The 23414-nt window shown below is 35.0% G+C and carries 9 protein-coding genes and 10 pseudogenes; 9 read left to right on the top strand and 10 right to left on the bottom strand.

Going from position 1 to position 23414, the window contains the following annotated elements; translation table 11 throughout:
• The first annotated feature begins 1 nt into the window (after nucleotide 1).
• The 4 genes from MA_RS05535 (at nucleotide 2) to MA_RS05520 (ending at nucleotide 8153) form a co-directional block, all read left to right on the top strand.
• Complete coding sequence (locus tag MA_RS05535; RefSeq protein WP_011021091.1) at nucleotides 2-1171, top strand: glycosyltransferase family 4 protein; 1170 nt, start codon at nucleotides 2-4, stop codon at nucleotides 1169-1171.
• A 5-nt stretch (nucleotides 1172-1176) separates the two neighbouring features.
• Complete coding sequence (locus MA_RS05530; RefSeq protein WP_157860104.1) at nucleotides 1177-2427, top strand: glycosyltransferase family 4 protein; 1251 nt, start codon at nucleotides 1177-1179, stop codon at nucleotides 2425-2427.
• A 408-nt stretch (nucleotides 2428-2835) separates the two neighbouring features.
• Entirely contained in the window at nucleotides 2836-4464 is a 1629-nt protein-coding gene (locus tag MA_RS05525; protein WP_011021089.1) for an IS1634-like element ISMac5 family transposase, read from the top strand.
• Nucleotides 4465-5216: 752 nt separating this feature from the next.
• Entirely contained in the window at nucleotides 5217-8153 is a 2937-nt protein-coding gene (locus MA_RS05520) for a disaggregatase related repeat-containing protein (RefSeq protein ID WP_048065037.1), read from the top strand.
• A 337-nt stretch (nucleotides 8154-8490) separates the two neighbouring features.
• Here MA_RS05520 and MA_RS05515 read toward each other — a convergent pair.
• From MA_RS05515 to MA_RS05500, 4 genes and pseudogenes are all read right to left on the bottom strand, one after another.
• Nucleotides 8491-8994, bottom strand: a pseudogene (locus MA_RS05515) (ISNCY family transposase); the annotation flags it as partial.
• Between the two features lie 98 nt (nucleotides 8995-9092).
• Nucleotides 9093-9864, bottom strand: a pseudogene (gene istB / locus MA_RS05510) (IS21-like element ISMac9 family helper ATPase IstB).
• Entirely contained in the window at nucleotides 9861-11105 is a 1245-nt protein-coding gene (istA, locus tag MA_RS05505; RefSeq protein WP_011021087.1) for an IS21-like element ISMac9 family transposase, read from the bottom strand. Before istA (MA_RS05505) ends, istB (MA_RS05510) begins: the two are co-directional and overlap by 4 nt.
• A gap of 78 nt (nucleotides 11106-11183) precedes the next feature.
• Nucleotides 11184-11781: pseudogene (locus MA_RS05500) on the bottom strand (ISNCY-like element ISMac19 family transposase); the annotation flags it as partial.
• Nucleotides 11782-11849: 68 nt separating this feature from the next.
• Between MA_RS05500 and MA_RS05495 the strand changes: the two are divergent.
• On the top strand, nucleotides 11850-13478 hold the full coding sequence (locus MA_RS05495; protein ID WP_011021085.1) for an IS1634 family transposase: 1629 nt from the start codon (nucleotides 11850-11852) through the stop codon (nucleotides 13476-13478).
• Between the two features lie 25 nt (nucleotides 13479-13503).
• Here MA_RS05495 and MA_RS26575 read toward each other — a convergent pair.
• From MA_RS26575 to MA_RS05485, 3 genes and pseudogenes are all read right to left on the bottom strand, one after another.
• Nucleotides 13504-13722: pseudogene (locus MA_RS26575) on the bottom strand (ISNCY family transposase); the annotation flags it as partial.
• 102 nt (nucleotides 13723-13824) lie between these two features.
• Nucleotides 13825-15969 carry a DUF2206 domain-containing protein gene (locus MA_RS05490; RefSeq protein WP_011021084.1) on the bottom strand — a complete coding sequence of 715 codons (2145 nt, stop codon included), beginning with the start codon at nucleotides 15967-15969 and terminating at the stop codon, nucleotides 13825-13827.
• Nucleotides 15970-16106: 137 nt separating this feature from the next.
• Nucleotides 16107-17666 (bottom strand): flippase, encoded by a 1560-nt coding sequence (locus tag MA_RS05485; protein WP_011021083.1) that lies wholly within the window; start codon nucleotides 17664-17666, stop codon nucleotides 16107-16109.
• 241 nt (nucleotides 17667-17907) lie between these two features.
• Between MA_RS05485 and MA_RS26570 the strand changes: the two are divergent.
• Nucleotides 17908-18021: pseudogene (locus tag MA_RS26570) on the top strand (IS1 family transposase); the annotation flags it as partial.
• A gap of 67 nt (nucleotides 18022-18088) precedes the next feature.
• Here the strand turns inward: MA_RS26570 and MA_RS05480 are convergent.
• A pseudogene (locus MA_RS05480) lies at nucleotides 18089-18625 on the bottom strand (transposase); the annotation flags it as partial.
• Between the two features lie 82 nt (nucleotides 18626-18707).
• On the opposite strand from MA_RS05480, the pseudogene istA (MA_RS05475) reads away from it, so the two are divergent.
• A pseudogene (gene istA / locus MA_RS05475) lies at nucleotides 18708-19951 on the top strand (IS21-like element ISMac3 family transposase).
• Nucleotides 19948-20721 (top strand): IS21-like element ISMac3 family helper ATPase IstB, encoded by a 774-nt coding sequence (gene istB, locus MA_RS05470; protein WP_011021079.1) that lies wholly within the window; start codon nucleotides 19948-19950, stop codon nucleotides 20719-20721. The pseudogene istA (MA_RS05475) and the gene istB (MA_RS05470) overlap by 4 nt, the downstream one beginning before the upstream one ends.
• A 100-nt stretch (nucleotides 20722-20821) precedes the next feature.
• Here the strand turns inward: istB (MA_RS05470) and MA_RS05465 are convergent.
• Nucleotides 20822-21073, bottom strand: a pseudogene (locus MA_RS05465) (IS5/IS1182 family transposase); the annotation flags it as partial.
• A 224-nt stretch (nucleotides 21074-21297) separates the two neighbouring features.
• Between MA_RS05465 and MA_RS25140 the strand changes: the two are divergent.
• A pseudogene (locus MA_RS25140) lies at nucleotides 21298-22395 on the top strand (IS630-like element ISMac17 family transposase).
• A gap of 17 nt (nucleotides 22396-22412) precedes the next feature.
• Here the strand turns inward: MA_RS25140 and MA_RS05450 are convergent.
• Nucleotides 22413-23228: pseudogene (locus MA_RS05450) on the bottom strand (IS1182-like element ISMac20 family transposase); the annotation flags it as partial.
• Nucleotides 23229-23414: the final 186 nt, after the last annotated feature.

Genomic DNA, 23414 nt, shown 5'->3' with positions numbered 1-23414 from the left:
TATGACATCAAAAAATTTACTCATAATATCCAATGATTTTCCAAATGCTGATAATAAGTATGTGAGAGAAATCTTCGTAAAAGAACAGGTTACGGTTCTCAAAGAACATTTTGAGAACATATATGTAGTATCTCCAGTTGCTTTTGGAATGGAACTTTTAAGACATACACGGCATGAGAATTATGAATTTGACAACGTTCACGTATATTTTCCAAAATACTTAAATTGCCCGCTATTTTTCAAATACGGGCGAGATCTGTGGATACATTTTGAAGAAAAAACCATTAAAAAATTAATTGAAGATAAAAATTTGCACTTTGATTTAATTCATGCTCATTTTACATGGAGAGCTGGAACGGTCGCTATAAAATTAAAGGAAAAATATGATGTCCCGGTAGTTATTACAGAACATACTTCTCGGACATTCACCCATGCCGTAGAAAAGAAAGAATCTCAATTTATTCGAGCATGGAACTTATGTGACGCAATAATTCGTGTTAGGAAAGGTGATATATCACTTTTCCAGAATGTTGGAGTCCCCCTGAATAAAGTGTATTATGTCCCAAATGGTTATAGCCAAAAATATTTTCATGCTCTAGATTCACAAAGTTGCCGAAAAAAACTTGGATTACCCCCAGATAAGAAAGTAATATTAAATGTTGGGAGCCTGTACGGGGAAGTAAAAGGACACAGGTACCTTATTGAAGCTATGAGCAAAATCACATCAAAGAGAAAAGATATAATGTGCTTCATAGTTGGAGGAGGAAAATTAGAGAAGAAGTTAAAAAAGCAGGTTAGATCTGCAGGGCTGGAGGATTGCATAAAGCTTGTAGGGAGCAGGCCACATACTGAAATTCCATTATGGATGAATGCCTGCGATGTTTTTGTCTTACCGAGCCTGCTTGAAAGCTTTGGGATAGTTCAGATAGAAGCAATGAGCTGTGGTAAACCTGTAGTTGCAACATACAATGGGGGAAGTGAAGAAGTTTTGATTTCTGAAAATTATGGTTATCTGGTTGAACCAGCGAACTCAAAGGAATTAGCAGCAAAAATACTGGTAGCTTTAGATAAAGAATGGGACAATGAACAGATAAAAAAATACGCTAAGAATTTCAAATGGGATACCGTTGTTGGAGAAATTCTGAAGGTATATAAAAAAGTGGGAGTTTGAAACCCGTGAGAGTTCTACATGTAATGCCATATATCCCTTTTACTATAAGTGGTGCCCCTGTTAGAGATTACAATATTATAAAAAAACTTTCTGAGAAAAAAATCGAGTCACAGATAATTTGCAATTATTATAATGATAATAAATTTGATAATTCGATGTATAACATAACTCAACTTGAAAAAGAGTTAAATGGAAAAATATACACAAGAGAAATCCCGGATTTATCAGCATTAAAAAAAATAAAAACCGTTCTTTTAGATGGGATGTATCCCCCATTTTACAGATACAATTCACCAATTAATATAAAAACCATTGAATCTGTACTAAAAAAAAGCAATTTCGATATTATTCACGCCCAACACACCATAGAAGCAGCGCCTGTAATACAGGCTGCATCAAATTCCCACTTTGAAGGAGCTAAGGTCATAACTCTTCATAACGTTGACCATCTGAATTTTATAAGACAAATCAATCATCAAAAAAGCTTATTGATGAGATTTGCACATAAGCGAGTTGTTTCTGGATTCAAGGCATATGAGTTAAATATTCTTAACGAATTTGACCATATTTTTGTAGTTTCAGAAGTAGACAGAGATATATATATATCTTACGGAATTTCAAAAGATAAAATCAATGTAGTTCCGAATGGAGTAAATTGTGATTTTTATAAAATTGAAATAATTGAAAATGACATGAAATTAGTCCATCCAAATTTATTATTCATGGGGAATTTAACATATCCTCCAAACGAATTCGGGATTAAAAATTACTTGGAACATGTACATCCATTAATAAAAAAGAAATTCCAGAGTATAAAACTCTATATTATGGGTAAAAACTGCCCAAACTGGCTTAATGACTACTCAAAAACAGATAATTCAGTAGAGATTATTGGATTTGTAGAGGATGTGAGGCCATACATCTCAAACTCAGATGTTTGTATTGCACCGCTAATGAGCGGTTCAGGGACTCGTTTGAAGATACTCGAATATATGGCTATGAGTAAACCTGTGGTCTCAACTACAATTGGTGCTGAAGGTTTGGAAATTAGCGACAACAAAGATATTTTAATAGCGGATGAGTGGCCCAAATTTGCGAGTTTAATTATATCCTTGTTGGAAGATGAAGAACTTTCAAGTCGAATCGGTATGAATGCAAGAAAACTGGTTGAAGCCAGATACGACTGGAAAAAGTTGACAGAAACCCAGATAAATGTTTATAAAAAATTGATTGCTTACAATTCTTCACCTAATTGAGCAAAGGCCCTCTAAAATAAGTGTTCCTAACATTTCACTTATATGCTCAAGGGAATGAACTTAAACCTCCTATCAGAAGCTCTCCCCTTGATTTCGTCATTCAGAAAAGGCATCTAAATCCTTTTTTTAATCTCAGATTTTTGTCAATCCCACTGAAAGTTCTCAGCTAAAAAATAGTACTTTTGAACAAATCTCTGTATAATCCTTGAAATTCTACAGAGAATATGCCTTCTTCACTTGCATCTTCTAGATTGATTTCACGGATCTGAACTATCTCACAAATCTGAACTCCTTCTATTTGCGTATTAGTTCTTTGAAATATACAAGTATTTCATTATAAAACCTAGATTCGGCAGGTAAACAAATATCTTAATATTATTACTTTTATATCTCTTTCCTGGTCTTCCCATGGCAGAAAAAAACAGCAGTAGAAGAGTTGAATCCTCCCTAAAACGTACAAGGTTCTTAGGTCACCTTGGTCTTATGGCTGGAGTTTTCCGAGAACTTGAGGTTGACAAACTGATCGATGAAAAACTTCCCAAAGAAAGGGATCATACTGTCCCTCACTCAGTCTGCATCCTTGCCATGTTGCTCAATGGTCTTGGTTTCGTAGGGCAACGTCTATACCTGTTTCCTGATTTTTTTAAAAACATTTCTACGGAAAGGCTTTTCGGAGACGGTATAACAAGAGAGGATCTGAATCAATACGTTATCGGAGAGACTCTTGACAGAATCGTAAAATATGGCCCTACAAAACTGTTTACGGAAATTGCTCTTCACATTATGACTCGTCTCCCTATTCCTGTTCATTGTTTACACGCTGACACTACAAGTGTCAGCGTTTATGGGGATTATGATGACGAAGAAACTGAGTCTATTGACATTACTTTTGGAATTCCCAAAAACGGAAGATGGGACCTCAAACAATTTGTACTTAGTTTGATTGTTAATCAGCATGGGATACCTCTTTTCATGAACACACATTCAGGAAATTCTTCCGACAAAAACACAATTCTGGAAGCGATCCAGTCTCTCAAATCAGTTTTAAGACCTGAAAGCGAAGTTTACTACGTCGCTGATAGTTCCTTTTACACAGACAATAATATCAAGAACATGGGAAAGTCATTCTGGATCAGTCGTGTTCCTGCAACAATTACCGAGGCAAAGGAACTGCTAACTGCAAATCTGAACCTGAAAACGCTAAAAAGCGACGAAAGATACTCATTTTATCAAACCTTTGTGGAATATGGTGGAATCAAACAAAAGTGGGTTTTGCTGCTTTCTCACAAGATGAAAGAGAAGAAAGAGCAAACTCTCAGGACGAAGCTTGAAAAAGAGGTTGAAAAAGCAGAGAAGTCTTTTAAAGAACTGAAAGGAGAGGACTTTTTTTGCGAAGAGGATGCATTAAAAGCTGCAGAAAAATGGATTCAAGATTTCCCTTCTGTCTCATTTGAAAAAGTAGATGTGAAATCCATTAAAAAACGTGAGTTGGGGAAAAGAGGCAGACCTTCAAAAGATGAGCAATTAAAGACTTATTACAGGATTAATGGAATCATAAAGGTTAATGATGCTTTTGTTTTAAATGAAATGGATAAAATGGGACTTTTTATTCTTGCAAGTAATGATATCAATCTTTCTCCTGAGGATATGCTGAAGTATTACAAAGGTCAGGATAACGTGGAAAAAGGATTCAGATTCTTGAAAAGTAACACCTTTAGCATATCGAAGGTTTACCTCAAGAACAAAAAGAGAATTGAAGCGCTGACTATGATAATGGTTCTCTGCTTGATGATTTATTCAATTGCAGAATGGAAATTAAGGACAAAATTAGAAGAAGAAAATGAAACGATTCCAGATCAAAAAGGGAAACAAACAAAAAGACCTACAATGAGATGGATATTTTTCAATTTTCAGGGAATTACAGAACTTATTTATCAGAACGAAGGACAAATGAAGTCAGAAATATTGAATATGGAGGAGATTCACTGGAAGATACTGGGTCTAATGGGAGAGAAATATGAAAATATCTATCTCTAATTACGTTAACCTGCCGAATCTAGGATAAAATATTATTTTAAGTATTATTGTTTTTTGGATTAAAATTTTATATAAGATAGCTTAGTATATTGAAAAATTTCTTAAAAATTGCATTTCATTCCTGGAAAAATGAGTGTTCCACATTAAACTTTATGATATATAAGGAACAGTTTATATGAAAATTGTACCATCCATCAACATACACAAAGTCTTCTGCATTTATAATATCTTTTTTTTGACCCCCAAAATTACGATAAAAATTGAGTATTTATTAAGATGGATAATCGTGTAAGAATAATAATTATCCAGATTCATAAATTAATCATATGTAATCTATAAAATTAAAAAGTAATAAAAAAAAACAACATATTTGGGTATTTTTTAGATTGTTTAAATATTTATTTGGATAGTTTCATACATTATATTGGAAATTAGAAAATTTTCACCCCTACTGGGGCAAAGGACAATAAAGACAAAAAAGCTGTTCAAATTTCATTGAAACCTCTGAAATGTAATACTACTTAAAAAACAGAAAAATGAAACAGAGCCGTAAAAATGGAAAAGTCCCGAAACTTAAGCACAAAATATATAAAGTAAACCATCAAAACTATTAAAAAAATATGAAATAAAAAAAGAGTTGTATTTAAAACACAAAATATATTTTTTAAATGAGAATGTGGACTATACGAGGGGGCAAAAAACACTCAAAGTCCACTAAAAAAATCACGATGGAGTGAAAGGTAGTGAACACTATGGAAAGAAAGTTACTGATGCTATTTCTAGTAGCATTAACTCTATTAATAAATATTCAAATAGTACTATGCGCTTCGCCTACAGCGCCAATTGTATACATCGACACAGACGGTAGTGGTGACTACAACTGCGATGGAAAAAATGATCATATCGAAATAAATGAAGCACTTTCATTTGTAAACAAAAACTCTGATTTTACAACCGTCCATCTCAACGGTTCAAATACGTATTGGATAAACGATACGCTATATATTGGAAGCAACACAATATTGGAAGGAGATTCAGATGCTGTAATAAAACTGATTGATTACGCAAACTGGAATATAGAATATAAAGGATTTATTGAAGCAAAACAGGATCTTGAAAAGAATATAACCATACGCGGATTTGAGATAGATGGAAACTGCAAAAACCAGTATGAAAAAATTGGAAACAGTTTCTATAACATGATCAACCTGAAAAAAAGTTATAATGTAACTGTCCATGACATGTATCTCCACGACGGACTGGGGGACGGAATTAAAGTATTCCATGATTATTCAAGAGAATATGAAACTGTTCCGACAAATATCAATGTGTACAACAACACTATATTTGAAATTGGACATGATGCCGTATGGTTAAAACATTCGTCAAACGCGTCCATATATAACAACAATATCACTATAAAGGCAGACGCAGCCATTCGATTAACAGAAACGATGCATATCAAGATTTACAATAACACGATAACATCAAATTATAAAGGATATGCTGGAATAGAGCTGGATAAAAAAATGACTGATCGTTTAATGGACGATATAGAAATTTACAATAACTTAATTTATCATACACATGCATGGGCAATCTGGTTAGTAGGCTACGGCAAATATGATAAAGACAAAGCTAAGGGAGTATGGATTCATCATAACGTAATTTATGACACAGGAACATCGTCTACCCTTCATGAAGCAGGTGGAATTGTAGTTCAGGGATTTAATAACACCATAATTGAAAATAATGTAATAGATGGAAACAGAAAGTACGGTGTTGCATACGAACTATATCCAGCCTACGGAATCCCAAAAGATAATGGATTCGTGACTATTGTTAGAAATAATATAATTTCAAACACTATTCGAAATGTCGCAGATGTAGGTTCAGGCTGGGGAGTGAAAGATTGTGATCCTTCGAATCACACGTTTATACTGGAATACAACTGTGTATACAATAGCGCTGCTGGAAATTACGTAAATGTCGCCCCGACTACAGACATAAATGTTGATCCATTGTACGCCGACATCTCAAATCGTGATTACCACCTCAAATCAAAAGCCGGAAGATGGAGTAATGCCGGATGGACAACTGATAACGTAAGTTCCCCCTGTATTGATGCAGGGCACCCGTTGTCTGATTATTCAAACGAACCTGAAGATAACGGAGACAGGATCAATATAGGAGCTTACGGGAACACAAAATACGCTTCAAATTCAGGAGACGCACCGATAAACATCAACCATCCCCCTGTAATGGATCCTATCCCATCTGCTACAGTTGAGATCGGAAAAACTCTTAATTTTGAAGTAAATGCTTCAGATGAAGACGGAGACAGCCTTACATACTCCGTTTTAGACATTCCGGAAGAAGCAACATTTGATGGAAATTCCAGAATATTCAGCTGGACCCCGATTTCAGGCCAGGAAGGATCCTACACAGTAATTTTTGAAGTGAGTGACGGAGAATTGAAAGACTCCACTACTGCAAATATAACAGTAGTCGAAAATGATAGCAACCCGGATGAGGACATAAAAATATATGATAACCGCCTGCGGGAAGCTTCCCCAGATACGGTTATCCAGAACAAACCTTTCATTGATGTAGGGGGCACTGACAACGTAGGAAGGTACAGAGACGTTATGTGGTTTAACCTGAGCGAATATTCAGACCAGAAAATCAGTAAGGCAATTATCTCTCTTTACTGGTACTATCCAGAAGAATCAAGGCCTGAAGATACAGTCATTGAAGTTTACAGGCCGGCTTCCTGGAATCCCAGTTATGTGAGCTGGAATAACAGGGATAATGGCGTGAAATGGACGAATGCTGGAGGAGACTGGTACGACAAAGAAGGTGTTTCTCAGGGAAACACACCATATGCTAAGTTCACCATAAAAGGAAAAGAACTTCCAGACAACAGGTATTACGAACTTGATATAACTGATCTTGTTAAAGAATATGTAAGTGGGGAATACGAAAACACTGGATTCCTGATTAAAGCCCGCAGTGAAAGCAATAACTATATTGCATTCTACAGCAGTGACTGCGGAAACGAAAGTCAGGAGCCAAAGCTTAAGATAACAAAGCAAGTACCCGCAGAACCAGTAAACGTAGCAATTACTGGTGCCAAGGATAACCGCCTGCGGGAAGCTTCCCCGGATACGGTTTTCCAGGACAAACCTTTCATTGATGTAGGGGGCACTGACGACGTAGGAAGGTACAGAGACGTTATGTGGTTTAACCTGAGCGAATATTCAGACCAGGAAATCAGTAAGGCAATTATCTCTCTTTACTGGTACTATCCAGAAGAATCAAGGCCTGAAGATACAGTCATTGAAGTTTACAGGCCGGCTTCCTGGAATCCCAGTTATGTGAGCTGGAATAACAGGGATAATGGCGTGAAATGGACGAATGCTGGAGGAGACTGGTACGACAAAGAAGGTGTTTCTCAGGGAAACACACCATATGCTAAGTTCACCATAAAAGGAAAAGAACTTCCAGACAACAGGTATTACGAACTTGATATAACTGATCTTGTTAAAGAATATGTAAGTGGGGAATACGAAAACACTGGATTCCTGATCAAAGCAAAAACTGAAAGCAATAACTACATTGCATTCTACAGCAATGACTGGGAAATCGAAAGCCAGAGACCGATACTGAATATGAGAATAGTACAATAAATTTTCCTCATTACTCAAATGTGGAAAAGATATCAAAATACGCTGCACAGAAGGAATAATCTTTCTGTGCAGGCAATTTTTTGAGTTTAATGGATATTTTCATGCTGTGCCCGACACAATTCCATAATTTAGTGATTTCTCATTTTTTTCCATCCTTTAAACTTCAATTTCTCTGCTAACTTCCTAAATAAACTGTAATATAACCCTTGAGAAACAATTTTTTTGGCATTTCTGCCAAAGAATTCTTTTACTTCTGTAATTTTTCACTGAACCTATTGACTAAAATCGACACGCTCCGCTATGTCATTCTGAACTACTCTCTCAAAAATAGATATTACTAAAGCTTAAATGGAGAAAATAATCTGAACAATTCCATAAATGACTTTTGTGGTTTCTTAAGTAAATTTAATCTTCTCATCTGAGTAAGTTTAATCCGATTTTCAATTCCTTTGTCAGTTCTAAACTTCTTCTTGTTATCCGTTTTTAGACTTTTTGAATAATAGCTTTCGATAGGGTTATTTGTCGCTGGCGCTCCTGGAAGATAATGGAACAAAGTAAGATTTAACCAGTGTTTATTGATCATCCACAATCGTTTTTGAACCTTTTCATCATATGTTCTTATATTTTCCATTAATTTATCAAAGTTATATTTTGCTTTTTCAAGACTATTACGTGGAAGATTTTCCTTTTTTCTTCTGATTTCAAGCTTTAATTTATGTCTATACTGGCAAAATTCCTTTTTTGCTTTTTTAATCCATTCTTGATGCTTTTCTTTGTTATTAATTACGTTGAGTTCTTCAGATTGAAGTTTTTGCAGAAATTTAATCTCATTCTCTCTATTATTGTCAACAGCGGTTTAATTTTCCCCACATTGGTCGGTTTAAATTTCCCCATCTTTTGATATAAATTTTACTCAATTTTTCATAAACTTGTTAGAAATTACTGGTAAATATTTCCTGATTTTATACCATGTTTCTTCCTTTCTTTCAGCCTGTAACTTTCTCCTCTGATGTTAATTGTAGTACAGTGATGGAGAATTCTATCAAGTACAGCAGCCGTTATTACCTGGTCTTTGAATATCTCTCCCCATTCCATATGATTTATTTGACGTAAAGATGGTCGAACTCTTTTCATAACGTCTGGAAATCAACTGAAATAAACAGTGAGCTCCTTCCTCATCAAATGGGAGATAACCCATTTCATCAATGATCAGAACTTTAAATTTCATAAAGCCTTTGAGTTTCTTTTCAAGCATTCCTTCTCGATTTGCTATTTTCAACTTCTCGATAAGGTTTCCTGTATTGGTAAAGTAAACCGAAATCCCTGCTTTTGCTACTTCAATCCCAAGAGCGATTGCAAGATGAGACTTTCCAACTCCGGGAGGACCAAGGAAAACAACGTTTTCTACGTTATGAACAAATCTCAACGTTGCAAGGTCTTCTATGACTTTTTTATCAATAGATGACTGAAACTCAAAATCGAATTCATCAAGCGTCTTTTTCACAGGAAATGCTGCACTTTTCATCCTTCTCTCAATTGCAGCAGCTTCTCTGTGCTTCTTTTCCTGTTCAAACAGATAATCAAGTACTTCCATTGTTGTCTTGCTATCTCTTGCAGCAATTTCAAGATAGTTGTCCAGAACCTCTTCAATAGTATTCAGTTTGAGGTATTGCAGGTTACTGTGAAGTCTCTCATAGCTGAAATTGTTCATTCAAAATCACCGTCACTGAATGTTTCATAGATGTCAAGAGACCTCTTTTCAACTTCAGGACCTGAGAACTTCAACGGAATCTGTAATTCTTTCTTGCATTTTGAATTCTCTTTAAGAATCTCACTCAGGAGGCCCTGAAAATGTTCCTTTTTTCTGGAAACCCTACAATTACCTGAAAGAATTTCATGTTCACAAACCTTCTCATAATCAACATAGACCTCGAATATTCCTTCAAAAATCTGAAGCTCTGCAGTTCTTCCTGCAAACCTGTAAGGAACAGAATACTTATTTCCAAGGAACGAAATATAACAGTCTCTGGAGACCTTTCTGGTCTCCTTATGGACAACTTTGTAAGGAGGAACCTGATCCAGAGGGATCAGTTTCTCCTCCTTAAAACGTTCAAGGGGGATTTGATAGGTTGTTCCGTGGACAGTTGAATTTACCCTTTCCAACCACCTGTGAACTTGGGCGTTCAGGTCTTCGAGAGAGGTAAATCGTCTTCCAAGGAAGAAATCCCTCTTGACATAGCCTACCGTATTTTCAATTTTACCTTTTGTCTGAGGCCTGTAAGGCCTGCATAACCGTGGAATAAAACCAAAGCATTTGAAGAAATCCTCAAACTGTGAGTTCCATTCAGAATCTGATGATTTTAAGGCTCTTTTGATAACAACCTGTTTCATGTTATCATAGAGAATCTCCTGTGTAAATCCTCCAAAGTACTCAAAGGCGTTCAGATGACACTGGATAAGAGTGGAAGTGTCTATGCCCAGTGTAAATTCAACATATTTCATCCTGGAATATCCAAGAATCATGTTGAAGCAAAAGAGTTTCTTTATCTTTCCATCAACCTCAACTGTTCCCATCTCTGCCCAGTCAACCTGAGCCTGTACACCTGGTTTTGTTTCATAGCGGAATACAGCAGGGACTCCCTGCTGAGGTCGGACTTCTCTTACAAAGTCCTTGACGATGGTCATTCCTCCATCAAAACCCATTTCTTTGATTTCCCGATAGAGCCGAGCAGTAGTGTAGGAGCCTTCTTCAAGCTTTTTGAGCATATAAGGTTTATATGGATCAAGCTTGCTCTTTCTTCCGGGACGTTTCTGGGGTTCAGGTAAGGTTTTCAGCTGGAGATATTTCCTCACAGTTTTCCTGTCAAAACCGGTTTGTCTGGCGATTTCACTAATGCTCAAGTTTTGTGAACTTAAATCTCGAATCAAGAATAAATCCTCCTTTTTCAGCATGATTCACAATCCTCGAACTTTTCTCAAGGATTGAGAATTGGGGAATTTTAATCCGCCGAAAATGGGGAATTCTTAACCGCCGTTGACAATTATAAAATATACTTAATAACCTGTACTTCAAAAGTTCCTGTTCTATCGTTGTGTTCTTTGGAAAATCATTAACAATAAGCTTATTTAAATGCATCAAACAATATTGATGGACTAACTTATCCCTAAAAATTTCCTTTAATATATCAGGGTATCTCTTATCAAAATCCGTAACGATAAACACTGGCTCTGATGCATCAAGATTTTTCTTTAGAAATTTCTTGATGGTTTCTGGACTCTTATCTTTGAAAAGTTCATCTGCTATCGTTCTTTGAGCTTTTGCATCCAGTAAAGTTAAACGGTATTTCTGACATCTTCCTTCTTTTGGATGTTGTTCGTCATAATGCACCATATGTATATTTTCTGAATATGGAATAGTTTCCTGTTCCATTTCTTTGTAGAATGCTCTAAAAATCGTGCTTCTTGATCTTGGATATATGAAATCCATTAGATCAGAAATTCCATCATATGAAACGTTATGGTATCTGAGTAACTGGAAAAAATCATTGAATGTATCAAAAAGTAAAGTCTTCATATCTTCCCAAAAACTATAATCTTCTTCGTGTGTACTACCACAGTTTGAGCATTTATCCTAGATTCGGCAGGTAAACAAATATCTTAATATTATTAATTTTATATCTTTGTCCTGGTTTTCCCATGGCAGAAAAAGACAGCAGTAGAAGAGTTGAATCCTCCCTAAAACGTACAAGGTTCTTAGGTCACCTTGGTCTGATAGTTGGAGTGTTCCGAGAACTTGAGGTTGACAATCTGATCGATGAAAAACTTCCCAAAGAAAGGGATCATACTGTCCCTCACTCAGTCTGCATCCTTGCCATGTTGCTCAATGGTCTTGGTTTCGTAGGGCAACGTCTGTACCTGTTTCCTGATTTTTTTAAAAACATTTCTACGGAAAGGCTTTTCGGAGACGGTATAACAAGAGAGGATCTGAATCAATACGTTATCGGAGAGACTCTTGACAGAATCGTAAAATATGGCCCTACAAAACTGTTTACGGAAATTGCTCTTCACATCATGACTCATCTACCTATTCCTGTTCATTGTTTACACGCTGACACTACAAGTGTCAGCGTTTATGGGGATTATGATGACGAAGAAACTGAGTCTATTGACATTACTTTTGGAATTCCCAAAAACGGAAGATGGGACCTCAAACAATTTGTACTTAGCTTGATTGTTAATCAGCATGGGATACCTCTTTTCATGAACACACATTCAGGAAATTCTTCCGACAAAAACACAATTCTGGAAGCGATCCAGTCTCTCAAATCAGTTTTAAGACCTGAAAGCGAAGTTTACTACGTCGCTGATAGTTCCTTTTACACAGACAATAATATCAAGAACATGGGAAAGTCATTCTGGATCAGTCGTGTTCCCGCAACAATTACCGAGGCAAAGGAACTGCTAACTGCAAATCTGAACCTGAAAACGCTAAAAAGCGACGAAAGATACTCATTTTATCAAACCTTTGTGGAATATGGTGGAGTCAAACAAAAGTGGGTTTTGCTGCTTTCTCACAAGATGAAAGAGAAGAAAGAGCAAACTCTCAGGACGAAGCTTGAAAAAGAGGTTGAAAAAGCAGAGAAGTCTTTTAAAAAACTGAAAGGAGAGGACTTTTTTTGCGAAGAGGATGCATTAAAAGCTGCAGAAAAATGGATTCAAGATTTCCCTTCTGTCTCATTTGAAAAAGTAGATGTGAAATCCATTAAAAAACGTGAGTTGGGGAAAAGAGGCAGACCTTCAAAAGATGAGCAATTAAAGACTTATTGCAGGATTAATGGAATCATAAAGGTTAATGATGCTTTTGTTTTAAATGAAATGGATAAAATGGGACTTTTTATTCTTGCAAGTAATGATATCAATCTTTCTCCTGAGGATATGCTGAAGTATTACAAAGGGCAGGATAACGTGGAAAAAGGATTCAGATTCTTGAAAAGTAACACCTTTAGCATATCGAAAGTTTACCTCAAGAACAAAAAGAGAATTGAAGCGATGACTATGATAATGGTTCTCTGCTTAATGATTTATTCAATTGCAGAATGGAAATTAAGGACAAAATTAGAAGAAGAAAATGAAACGATTCCAGATCAAAAAGGGAAACCAACAAAAAGACCTACAATGAGATGGATATTTTTCAATTTTCAGGGAATTACAGAACTTATTTCTCAGAACAAAGGACAAATGAAGTCAGAAATATTGAATATGGAGGAGATTCACTGGAAGATACTGGGTCTAATGGGAGAGAAATATGAAAATATCTATCTCTAATTACGTTAACCTGCCGAATCTAGGATTTATACCGACCAATGTTGATTTCCCCAAGACCGTCTTTGGTATGGGGATTATAGCCATTATGAACCATTGGAGTATTACAAATTGAACAGACGGGAGGAATTTTTCTACGAAAAATTCCTCGTGTAGTATATTCATAATCGTTTCCAAAACAACCAAAAACGTCTAAGAGAGCATGGAGCTCAGAAAAGTTATTAAGTGTAAGATTTATAGTCACCATTGCTTCTGCCGTAACATCATTACATAATTATAGGATTATAATTTTGTGTAGTGATGTTACACTTACTTTTATCACTAGATTTTGGGACTGAGTCCTGTGCCCTTAATATTTATATATAAAATTATCCTGGTTTGAATAAATAAGATTTTTTTGATCAAGTAGTATGGGGTTATCAACAATGTTCCACTTCATCCCCTGTTTTGGCCCAAACATGAGACCATAATGGACGTTAGGATACCTTAAATAAATATAGGAACCTTGTTCTACCTTCGTGTTATTGGATAATCTGGTCTCGTTAGGAATCATACCATAACTGGAAAATAATAGGTCTGTCGATGACAAATCAGCGTATATCTTTGTCTGTAAGTTTCTATTTTTTGATAACCATTTAATACTGAAAACATCTTGAATGGGAAAATGCATTTTGTAGAGGAAGTACTGATATTCGAGATTATCTGAATTTTGTATCCATTCTCGATTAATAGAAACCGAAGTAGGGTTATCATGTATTATTTCCTGACCAAGTCCGATATTAAAAATCATAAACATTGCAAAAAAAACAGACAAGATTCTTAATGAGTGCTTAAAAGATTCCTCAGACCATTTTTTATTGAGAGCATTATAAATTAAATGAATAAAAGTAATCCCACCAATCACGCAAAAAACTGCTAAAAAAATTGATGTAATATGATACAACCTGTGGATATTCATACCTGTAAAAGAAGTGAAAAATGAAGTGATTAGTACAAGTAGAAGAATGAACGAGAAACTAAAATATTCACTGGAAATTCTAAAATATTTTGATTTAACAAATACTCGCACGAATCCAATAATTACAAAGAATTGAGACAGCAGATATAGTATCTTTAAAATTTGCCCACTCAAAAAAGGAGAATTACTGGTAGCCAGTTCAACTGATTTTGTTGCAAAAAATTCCATCATTATAGTTGCGTAAATGTGACTAAATATATTAACTATTGTTTCGAATAGGGATCCGCCAGATAGATAAAGATACCAGATAGATGCAGAAACAAAGAATATAAGCATAAAATTAATCGTATAGGTATCACTCTTAGCTTTTAAAACATAAATCATGAATAGATATCCTACTGGCATGAATAAAATAGTCAAATAAGACAAACCATAGTGAGACGTGATTAAACCGAATGTAAATAAAACTAGCAAAACCCGTTTTTTAAACAGATCTAAATTACTTAACATAATTATGAAGATTAAAACTAAAAACAATTCTGCAATTTGTTGTCTTGCTAATGCCAGCATCTCTGTATAAAATGTGTATATAGATATGAAATAAAATACTGACAGGAAAGAAATTTTGTCATTAATTCCCTGTTTTTGAGATATGTGGTAAATTCCAACAGGTACTATCGAGAAGAGGAAGGGATATATTATTTTAAATACGTATGTCAGCTCTAAATTGCATATCTCTGAATATATGGGGGCAAGCATTACAATACTTAACATTGCGTTAATGTTTGAGGGTATTGTAAAGTCCCATAAAGAGTGCATCATAACAAGGTTCGAAAAATAATATTCATCGTGAATATCCCATCCATCTAAAAAAGTGGATGACAATGAATTATGGTATAAAATTGAAATTGAAATTATGAATATTGCAAAAGGATATAGACGCTTTGGCAATAAATCTGTAAATGTGATTAGAATTGGTACCCCACAAATCAAGATAACAAATAAAATCATAAGGACGTTAGTATGAAAAAAGTTAATGAGATAACTTCCAAAGATACTGAAAAATGGAATCGTACATAAAAATAATAGAGATAAAGATAATGAATCTTCTGTATTACCTAAATGCAACACATCAGACGTATTTTTATCCTTATCACTCATATAGTATAGAAGAGATAAAATAGATACTATAGCACATAAAATTAAAGTTAGAGAAATAGATGAAATTGGATTTGGTAGAATAGAAGAGTGAAACTCGTTTATAAAAAATCCTGAGAACATTACGAATAATAGACTCAGACCAATAATACATGCAACTGATTCAAAAAAACTTAGTTTTTGCAGCTTGAAGATTCTATAAATAATAAGCCCAGGTACAAAAGTAAGAAAAATGAAACCCATTACTTGCCTTAAGATTGGAATCGGAAAGTTCAGAAAGTCCAATATAATTGAACCTACAAGTGCAAATTGTATAGAAAATACAATAATTATAAATTTTTTAACATCGCTATTGATTATTTTTTCGATGAAACTCATATACCCACCTAGTAAACAATAAAGTTATAAATAATTTAAAATATTGAGGATTTGGTTGAAGATATAAAATATCGAGAAAGTCATAGATAATACAGTAAATTCAAATTCTTGGAATGTTTTAAAAAAAATCTGCGAATTTAGTTAACTCCTTTATCACCCCATAGTTTTAAAAATTTGTGGAATGAAAACCTGATCCCACTGGTTTCCCAAATTTCAGCCATTAGTTTTAGATCATCTTTATCCAGTGATTTTGTATATAGCACAGAAATAGCATAGATTAGCAAAAACAAGGAATACAAAATTACCAAAGTCCAAAATGTTGTGAGAATTAAGTGCGTAACAAAATAAAAAAAACACACAATTGAGATAGCCACAAATGTAAACCTTAAATAGACATTTGTAAAGGGATGGATTTTCAAAAATTTATACAATTTTACAGTCATGTATACTTCTATAGAGGCAAAAGATAAAGCTGATGCAATAGCTGCTCCAACCATCCCAAATGGAGGAATCAAAATCAGATTTAATATTATGTTTAAAACGGAGCTGATTAAAGAGCAATTCATAAGGAAATAAGATTTCCCAGCAGACATTAAAGTATGATAGTTAAGACCAAAATAAGCGTTTGTAATAAATCCCAATACTAAAATCTGGAAAACAGTACTTGACGCGACATAGCGAGAATCATAAAAAAACGTCAGGATAAAATCGGGATACAAAAAGAATAAAGCGAACATTGGAAATGTAAACATGAAAGCCCATTTAGTTGAAGTTGCATTAACAACCCCGAGTTCTTCAATTTGATTTTTACTATACAGTTGAGAAATGATTGGAACATAGAGATAGCCTACAGAATTAATAAAGACTGAAAGAAGATTAGCTATAGTGTAAGCAGCGTTATACATCCCAACTACTTCAGGTGTTCTGAAATAACCGAGCATTAAAGTATCGGTCCATGACATTACTGTAAGCAGTATATTTACTGCAAGAAGTGGCAGAGAATACACTAAAAGTTCTTTTGTAATATGATTAATGCGTACCCTGTTCCAGTTCAGCTTAAGCGGAGGTTTTCTGATAAAATAAAACAAAAATGCAAGAAACGTTATTAAAATAGATATGACGTAGACGTAAACCATAGTATGAAACGAGAATTGTAAAAAGACTGCAGGGATCAAAAACAAGAGATAAGTAACGGGTCTTAAAATTTCATTTAAAAAAACCTTTATTTTAGACTCACCAAACCCTCGGAAGATTGATATGAATATATTGCTCAAAACCGACAAAGGAATTGCAATTAGCAATATATTGAATACTGGAGAAAGTTCAGGTAAATCGTATATATTTATAGCTATGTAGCCGGAAGCAGTGTAGGCTAGTATAGTAATCAAGACACTGGAAATTAATGCGATTAACATTGATGAAAGAACAGTATCTTGTATGTTATCGGATTTATTTTCTGCTCTAAATTTTGCAATATACCTAGTAGTTCCATCATACAAACCGAGAGTAGATATTGTGATAAGAACACTCATCAATGTAAAGGCCATTGAGTAAAGCCCATATTCATTTTGAGTTGTGAATCTTATAAGAAGAATTCTACCTAAAAACCCCAAAAACAAATTAATAATTGTTCCAATAAAGATAATCGTAGCACTTTGAGCTACCCTCTTAAGAGATTTATGAGTAATATGAGACATTAGGTAACACTGTTTTACAGATTAATATTCTTATTTCATTTTTCTAGAACAGTTCAACTTACTGCTATGATATAATTCTTTCTAAATAAACATCAATTTCGATTGTCTAACAAATGAAAGTATTTTAGTCACAACAATTTCATTTTGTTGGGGTTCCCACAATTTTATAGATATAAAGTATAAAAATATTAGGTATTGGTAATTAATTATAGTTACATATTATGAAAACCTATATTTCTGCATGAACTACCCAAGATGCAAAAGTTCCAATCACACAAAAAACAGTATAGTTTGTGGACGTCAACGCTACAAATGCCACGATTGTGGATATAATTATTCAGTCGAGCTAAAATCAAAGTTGCGGTGGCGCACCCCGCTGCAAGGAGGCTGTCCGACAATTACTGGTGGTAATAAATTAGCAGTCATCGGTTGTGAAACTGGAACTTTTTAGCTCTATTAAATTTGATTCTATCCACTATTTTTTTCTTAAAGTGAAAAGTTCCATTTATTCCATTTCTCTTTCTAATGATCTCGTTTTTATTTGAGTAAATCCATATTTTCTTTAAGTTAACTGCTGTACATACCAAATTAAATTCATTTCTGACTGATTTAATTCCCCTTGTGAGAAATTCTCTAAACCCAAGATTCTCTTTATAGTTTCCAATTGCAGGTTCTACTACCTGCTGCCTTTGTCTGTATATTTCTTTTGCTTCTTCAGTTTTCATTTTTTCGGCTAATTGCTTTCTTTCTTTTGAAAACTCTGCTATTTTTAAATGCCTAATTCCATCCTTTCTTTTTGTACAATTTTTGCTGAATTTACACTTTTTACATTCAGTTCCCTTATAAAGTCTGTATTTTCTCTTCCTTTCTTTCTCATAACCCTCATACAAAAACTTCAAGCTTTGTTTTTCAGGGCATATAAACTCATCATTTTCTTCATCATATTCAAACTTTGTCAAGGGCGGTTAAGAATCTTCCAATTTCGGCGGTTTAAAAACTTCCAATTCTCAATCCTTGTGAAAAGTTCGAGGATTGTAGATAATGCTGAAAACGGAGGAATGGCTATTGATACGAGATTTGTATTCACAAGGCTTCAGCATCAGTGAGATCTCTAGAAGAACAGGTTATGCTAGGGAAACTGTGAGGAAATATCTTAAAAAGAAAACTGCCCCAGAACCTCAGAAACGTCCGCCAAAACCGAGTAAACTTGATCCTTTCAAACCTTACATACAAGAAAAACTCAAAGAAGGTCCTTATACTGCTGTTCGCCTTTATAGGGAAATCAAAGAAATGGGTTTTGATGGAGGAAAAACCATAGTCAAGGACTTCGTAAGAGAAGTCCGACCTAAACAGGGAGTCCCTGCTGTACTCCGCTATGAAACAAAACCAGGTGTACAGGCTCAGGTTGACTGGGCAGAGATGGAACAGTTGAGGTTGATGGAAAGGTAAAGAAACTCTTTTGCTTCAACATGATTCTTGGATATTCAAGAATGAGATATGTTGAATTTACACTGAGCATAGACACTCCCACTCTTATTCAGTGTCATCTGAACGCTTTTGAGTACTTTGGAGGATTTACACAGGAGATCCTCTATGATAACATGAAACAGGTTGTTATCAAAAGAGCCTTAAAATCATCAGATTCCGAATGGAACCCACAGTTTGAGGAGTTCTTCAAATGCTTTGGTTTTATTCCACGGTTATGCAGGCCTTACAGGCCTCAGACAAAAGGGAAAATTGAAAATACAGTCGGTTTCGTCAAGAGGGATTTCTTCCTTGGAAGAAGGTTTACCTCTCTCGAAGACCTGAACGCCCAAGTTCACAGGTGGTTGGAAAGGGTAAATTCAACTGTCCACGGAACAACCTATCAAATCCCTCTTGAACGCTTTAAGGAGGAGAAACTGAGCCCTCTGGATCAGGTTCCTCCTTACAAAGTTGTCCATAAGGAGACCAGAAAGGTCTCCAGAGACTGTTATATTTCGTTCCTTGGAAATAAGTATTCTGTTCCTTACAGGTTTGCAGGGAGAACTGCAGAGCTTCAGATCCTTGAAGGAATATTCGAGGTCTATGTTGATTATGAGAAAGTCTGTGAACATGAAATCCTTCCTGGAAACTGCAGAGTTTCAAGGAAAAAGGAACATTTCCAGGGTCTCCTGAGTGAGATTCTTAAAGAGAACTCAAAATGCAAAAAAGATTCACAGATCCCGTTGAAGTTCTCAGATCCCGAAGTTGAAAAAAGGTCTATTGATGTCTATGAAATATTTAGTGAAGGTGGTTTTGAATGAACAACTTCACCTATGAGAGACTTCACAATAACCTGCAATACCTGAAACTTAATTCTATCAAAGAGCTTCTGGATAACTACCTTGAAATTGCTGCAAGGGACAACAAGACAACAATGGAAGTCCTTGATTATCTGTTTGAACAGGAAAAGAAACACAGAGAAGCTGTTGCAATTGAGAGAAGGATGAAAAGTGCAGTTTTTCCCGTTAAAAAGACTCTTGAGGAATTCGATTTTGAATTTCAGAAATCCATTGATAAAAAAGCAATCGAAGACCTTGCAACCTTGAGATTTGTTCATAATTCAGAGAATGTCGTTTTCCTTGGTCCTCCCGGAGTTGGAAAGTCTCATCTTGCAATCGCTCTTGGGATTGAAGTAGCAAAAGCAGGGATTTCGGTTTACTTTACCAATACAGGAAACCTTATCGAGAAGTTGAAAATAGCAAATCGAGAAGGAATGCTTGAAAAGAAACTAAGGGACTTGATGAAATATAAAGTGCTGATAATTGACGAAATAGGGTATCTCCCATTTGACGAAGAAGGAGCTCACTGCCTATTTCAGCTGATCTCAAGACGGTATGAAAAGAGTTCAACGATCTTGACATCAAATAAATCATATGGAGAATGGGGAGAGATATTCAAGGACCATGTAATAGCGGCTGCTGTACTTGATAGGATTCTCCACCATTCAACTACGATTAACATCAAAGGGGAAAGTTACAGGCTGAAAGAAAGGAAGAAACAGGGAATAAAAACAGGAAATATATGCCAGTAATTTCTAAAAGTTTATGAAAAATTGAGTAAAATTTATATTAAAAGGTTGGCAAATTCTAAACCGCCCAAAATGGAAAAAAGTTAACCGCCCTTGACAACTTACTAATATCGAACCTTAGATCTTCAACGTTTTCTGTTATTGTTTTAGTTACTTCTTGCTCTGGAATATATGGATCCAATTTTTTATCATTCAAATAATGTATGTTGTTTCCGCTATAGTATCCAGTGTCTGCACATATTTTAGTGCCTACTTTTAATAAACCACAATTTTTTTCTACCATTTCAATTTGAGGCTTCAATTGATAGGTATCGTTTCTGTCTTGACATACATCGTTTGCAACTATAATTCCTAGTACATCGATTCCATATATCCTCAATAAACCATGAATAAAAACAAGTGAACACAAATATTTTCAATTCGTGTTTATTCTTGTCCGCTTGTGGTTTTCTCATAGAAAAAACATTGACCAGTGCTGATTTCAAAGTCCAATTCTTCCCATAATTTGGAATCGATGTACTAGTACCTTGACAGCTTAGTTGTGAGTCACTTATATACTTTGAGTTCTTTTTATATCTTATGTTAAATATTAATCTTAACAATAATGAAGTGAAATTCCTTACAAACTTTATAAAAAAAGGACTGAAAAGTGCAAGATCAATTACCAGAGCACGTATTCTACTACTGGCAAATCAGGGAAAAGGAGACACCGAGATTGCAAAAACGTTAGGTGTTGGTAGGAGCACCGCTTTAAGGATAAGGAAAAGATATCTTGAAGAAGGTCTACAAAGTGCTTTGGTAGATAAGCCAAGATCAGGCCAACCTAAAAAATATAATGAAAGGCATACTGCAGAAATAGTAGCTTTAACATGCACCAAGCCTCCTGAAGGAAGAAAGAGATGGTCGCTTGCACTGCTCTGTGAGGAATTGAGAAAAAAAGAAGGCTTTGAAACGATAAACAAAGAAACTATCAGACTTATTTTGAAAAAGAATAAAATTAAACCCTGACTGAAAAAAATGTGGTGCATTGAAACGATTAATTCTGAATACAGAAAGAGAATGTACGACGTTCTTGACCTGTACGAAGAAGATTACGACCCGAAAAGACCTATTATCTGTCTCGATGAGAAACCCAAACAACTTATCGAAGATAAGCGAAAGCCCATTCCAATGAAGCCTGGAAGTCCAGAGAAGTATGATTATGAGTACACCAGGAATGGAGTGGCAAACATATTCATAGCTGTAGAATTCAAAGCAGGAAAAAGGGTCACTCAAGTTACTCAAAGAAGAACAATGACAGATTTTGCACGATTCATGAAACTTCTTGTCATCGATGAATATTCAGAAACTGAAGTAGTCCGGGTAGTTACAGATAATCTCAATATCCACAAAGAGAAATCATTCTATGAAACATTCAGCGAAGATGAAGCTGAAAAGATTCTGGAAAAGATAGAATTTCATTACACGCCAAAACATGCAAGTTGGCTCAATGCAGCCGAAATAGAGATTAGTGTGATGGATGAAGAGTGTACTGATAGGCGAATAGGTGACATTGGAATGCTGACGAATGAAGTGGATGCTTGGACCAGGAGAAGAAATGAAGATAAAAAGAAAATAAACTGGAAGTTCACAAAGAAAATTGCTAATGAGAAGATGTCCAAATATTATGTTTCATAATTAAATTGTCAAGGTACTAGTTTATGATCAACTGTTATTTGAGTATTATATGCCAGTTCAATCGTTCCTTTTTTGTTAATCATAATCCGAGATTCTTGATCAGTTAAGCTCACATTATCAATACTGTCTTTTTCAAATTCATTAAGTGCCTTCTTAATCGTATTTTCAATCTTCCCATTTCTATCGCTAGATTCATCCTTATTTACTTGCTTTATGTACTTCACGGCTACAGCTCTTACTTTATGTTTTTCACTTTCATTCAACTGATCATAACCACGGCACTTTCCAAAATGCTCATCCTCAACTTTGTCTATTTCAATACCTTTTTTTAATTCATTTTTGACATATTCTTCAATTACTTCCAAGACATTTTTCATAACCGCACTTTTTCTTGACGCAGAGGCTTTTACTTTGGATCCATCAACGCTTAATTGTTCAAGACCTATTACTCCTAGATCTTTGGCTGCCTTAACTGTGTTTTTGAACATTGCAGTAATCAGTTCTTCATTCTCTTTTCTGAAATCACTGATTGTTCTAAAATCAGGTTGTAGGTTTTCAGCTAAATACATGTAAACTATATTTTCTCGAACATTGCGAGCTATCGCTCGCGATGAACGAACTCTATCAAGCATAGATTGAATCAAAATCTTACACATTATGCAAGGATGATAAGCAGGGTGTCCAGAACCGTCATACCTGGTTTCAAATTCACTAAAATCCATCTCATCCACAAAAGACTCAACCAAATAGCAGATATGATCTGAAGGAATAAGATCTCGGATATCTGGAGGTAAAGTCCAAACTTGATTCTTTAAAGATTTAATAAAAACCATAAACCAAAAAATTAGTAGAATAGTATATAATAATTAATATATTAAAAGCGGAGACCTCGATTACCTAAAGTAATTGTCGGACAGCCTCCAAGCAACGGGGTATGTTCGCGCCATCGCTCAAAATTCCGTTAAAGAAGGCAATAAACCTAAATAATTTAGTTTAAGCAGAAGTTAACACCCAGAAAA

Source organism: Methanosarcina acetivorans C2A (assembly GCF_000007345.1).
GTDB classification, from domain to species: domain Archaea; phylum Halobacteriota; class Methanosarcinia; order Methanosarcinales; family Methanosarcinaceae; genus Methanosarcina; species Methanosarcina acetivorans.
Note: the sequence above shows the minus strand (reverse complement) of the source record. Positions and strands in the feature narration are given on the sequence as shown.

Coding starts and splice junctions, on each gene's coding strand:
- MA_RS05495 (WP_011021085.1), top strand. CDS start 11,850: ATGGCAGAAAAAGACAGCAGTAGAAGAGTTGAATCCTCCCTAAAACGT.
- istB (WP_011021079.1), top strand. CDS start 19,948: ATGAACAACTTCACCTATGAGAGACTTCACAATAACCTGCAATACCTG.
- MA_RS05525 (WP_011021089.1), top strand. CDS start 2,836: ATGGCAGAAAAAAACAGCAGTAGAAGAGTTGAATCCTCCCTAAAACGT.
- MA_RS05520 (WP_048065037.1), top strand. CDS start 5,217: ATGGAAAGAAAGTTACTGATGCTATTTCTAGTAGCATTAACTCTATTA.
- istA (WP_011021087.1), bottom strand. CDS start 11,105: ATGCTGAAAAAGGAGGATTTATTCTTGATTCGAGATTTAAGTTCACAA.
- MA_RS05535 (WP_011021091.1), top strand. CDS start 2: ATGACATCAAAAAATTTACTCATAATATCCAATGATTTTCCAAATGCT.
- MA_RS05485 (WP_011021083.1), bottom strand. CDS start 17,666: ATGTCTCATATTACTCATAAATCTCTTAAGAGGGTAGCTCAAAGTGCT.
- MA_RS05490 (WP_011021084.1), bottom strand. CDS start 15,969: ATGAGTTTCATCGAAAAAATAATCAATAGCGATGTTAAAAAATTTATA.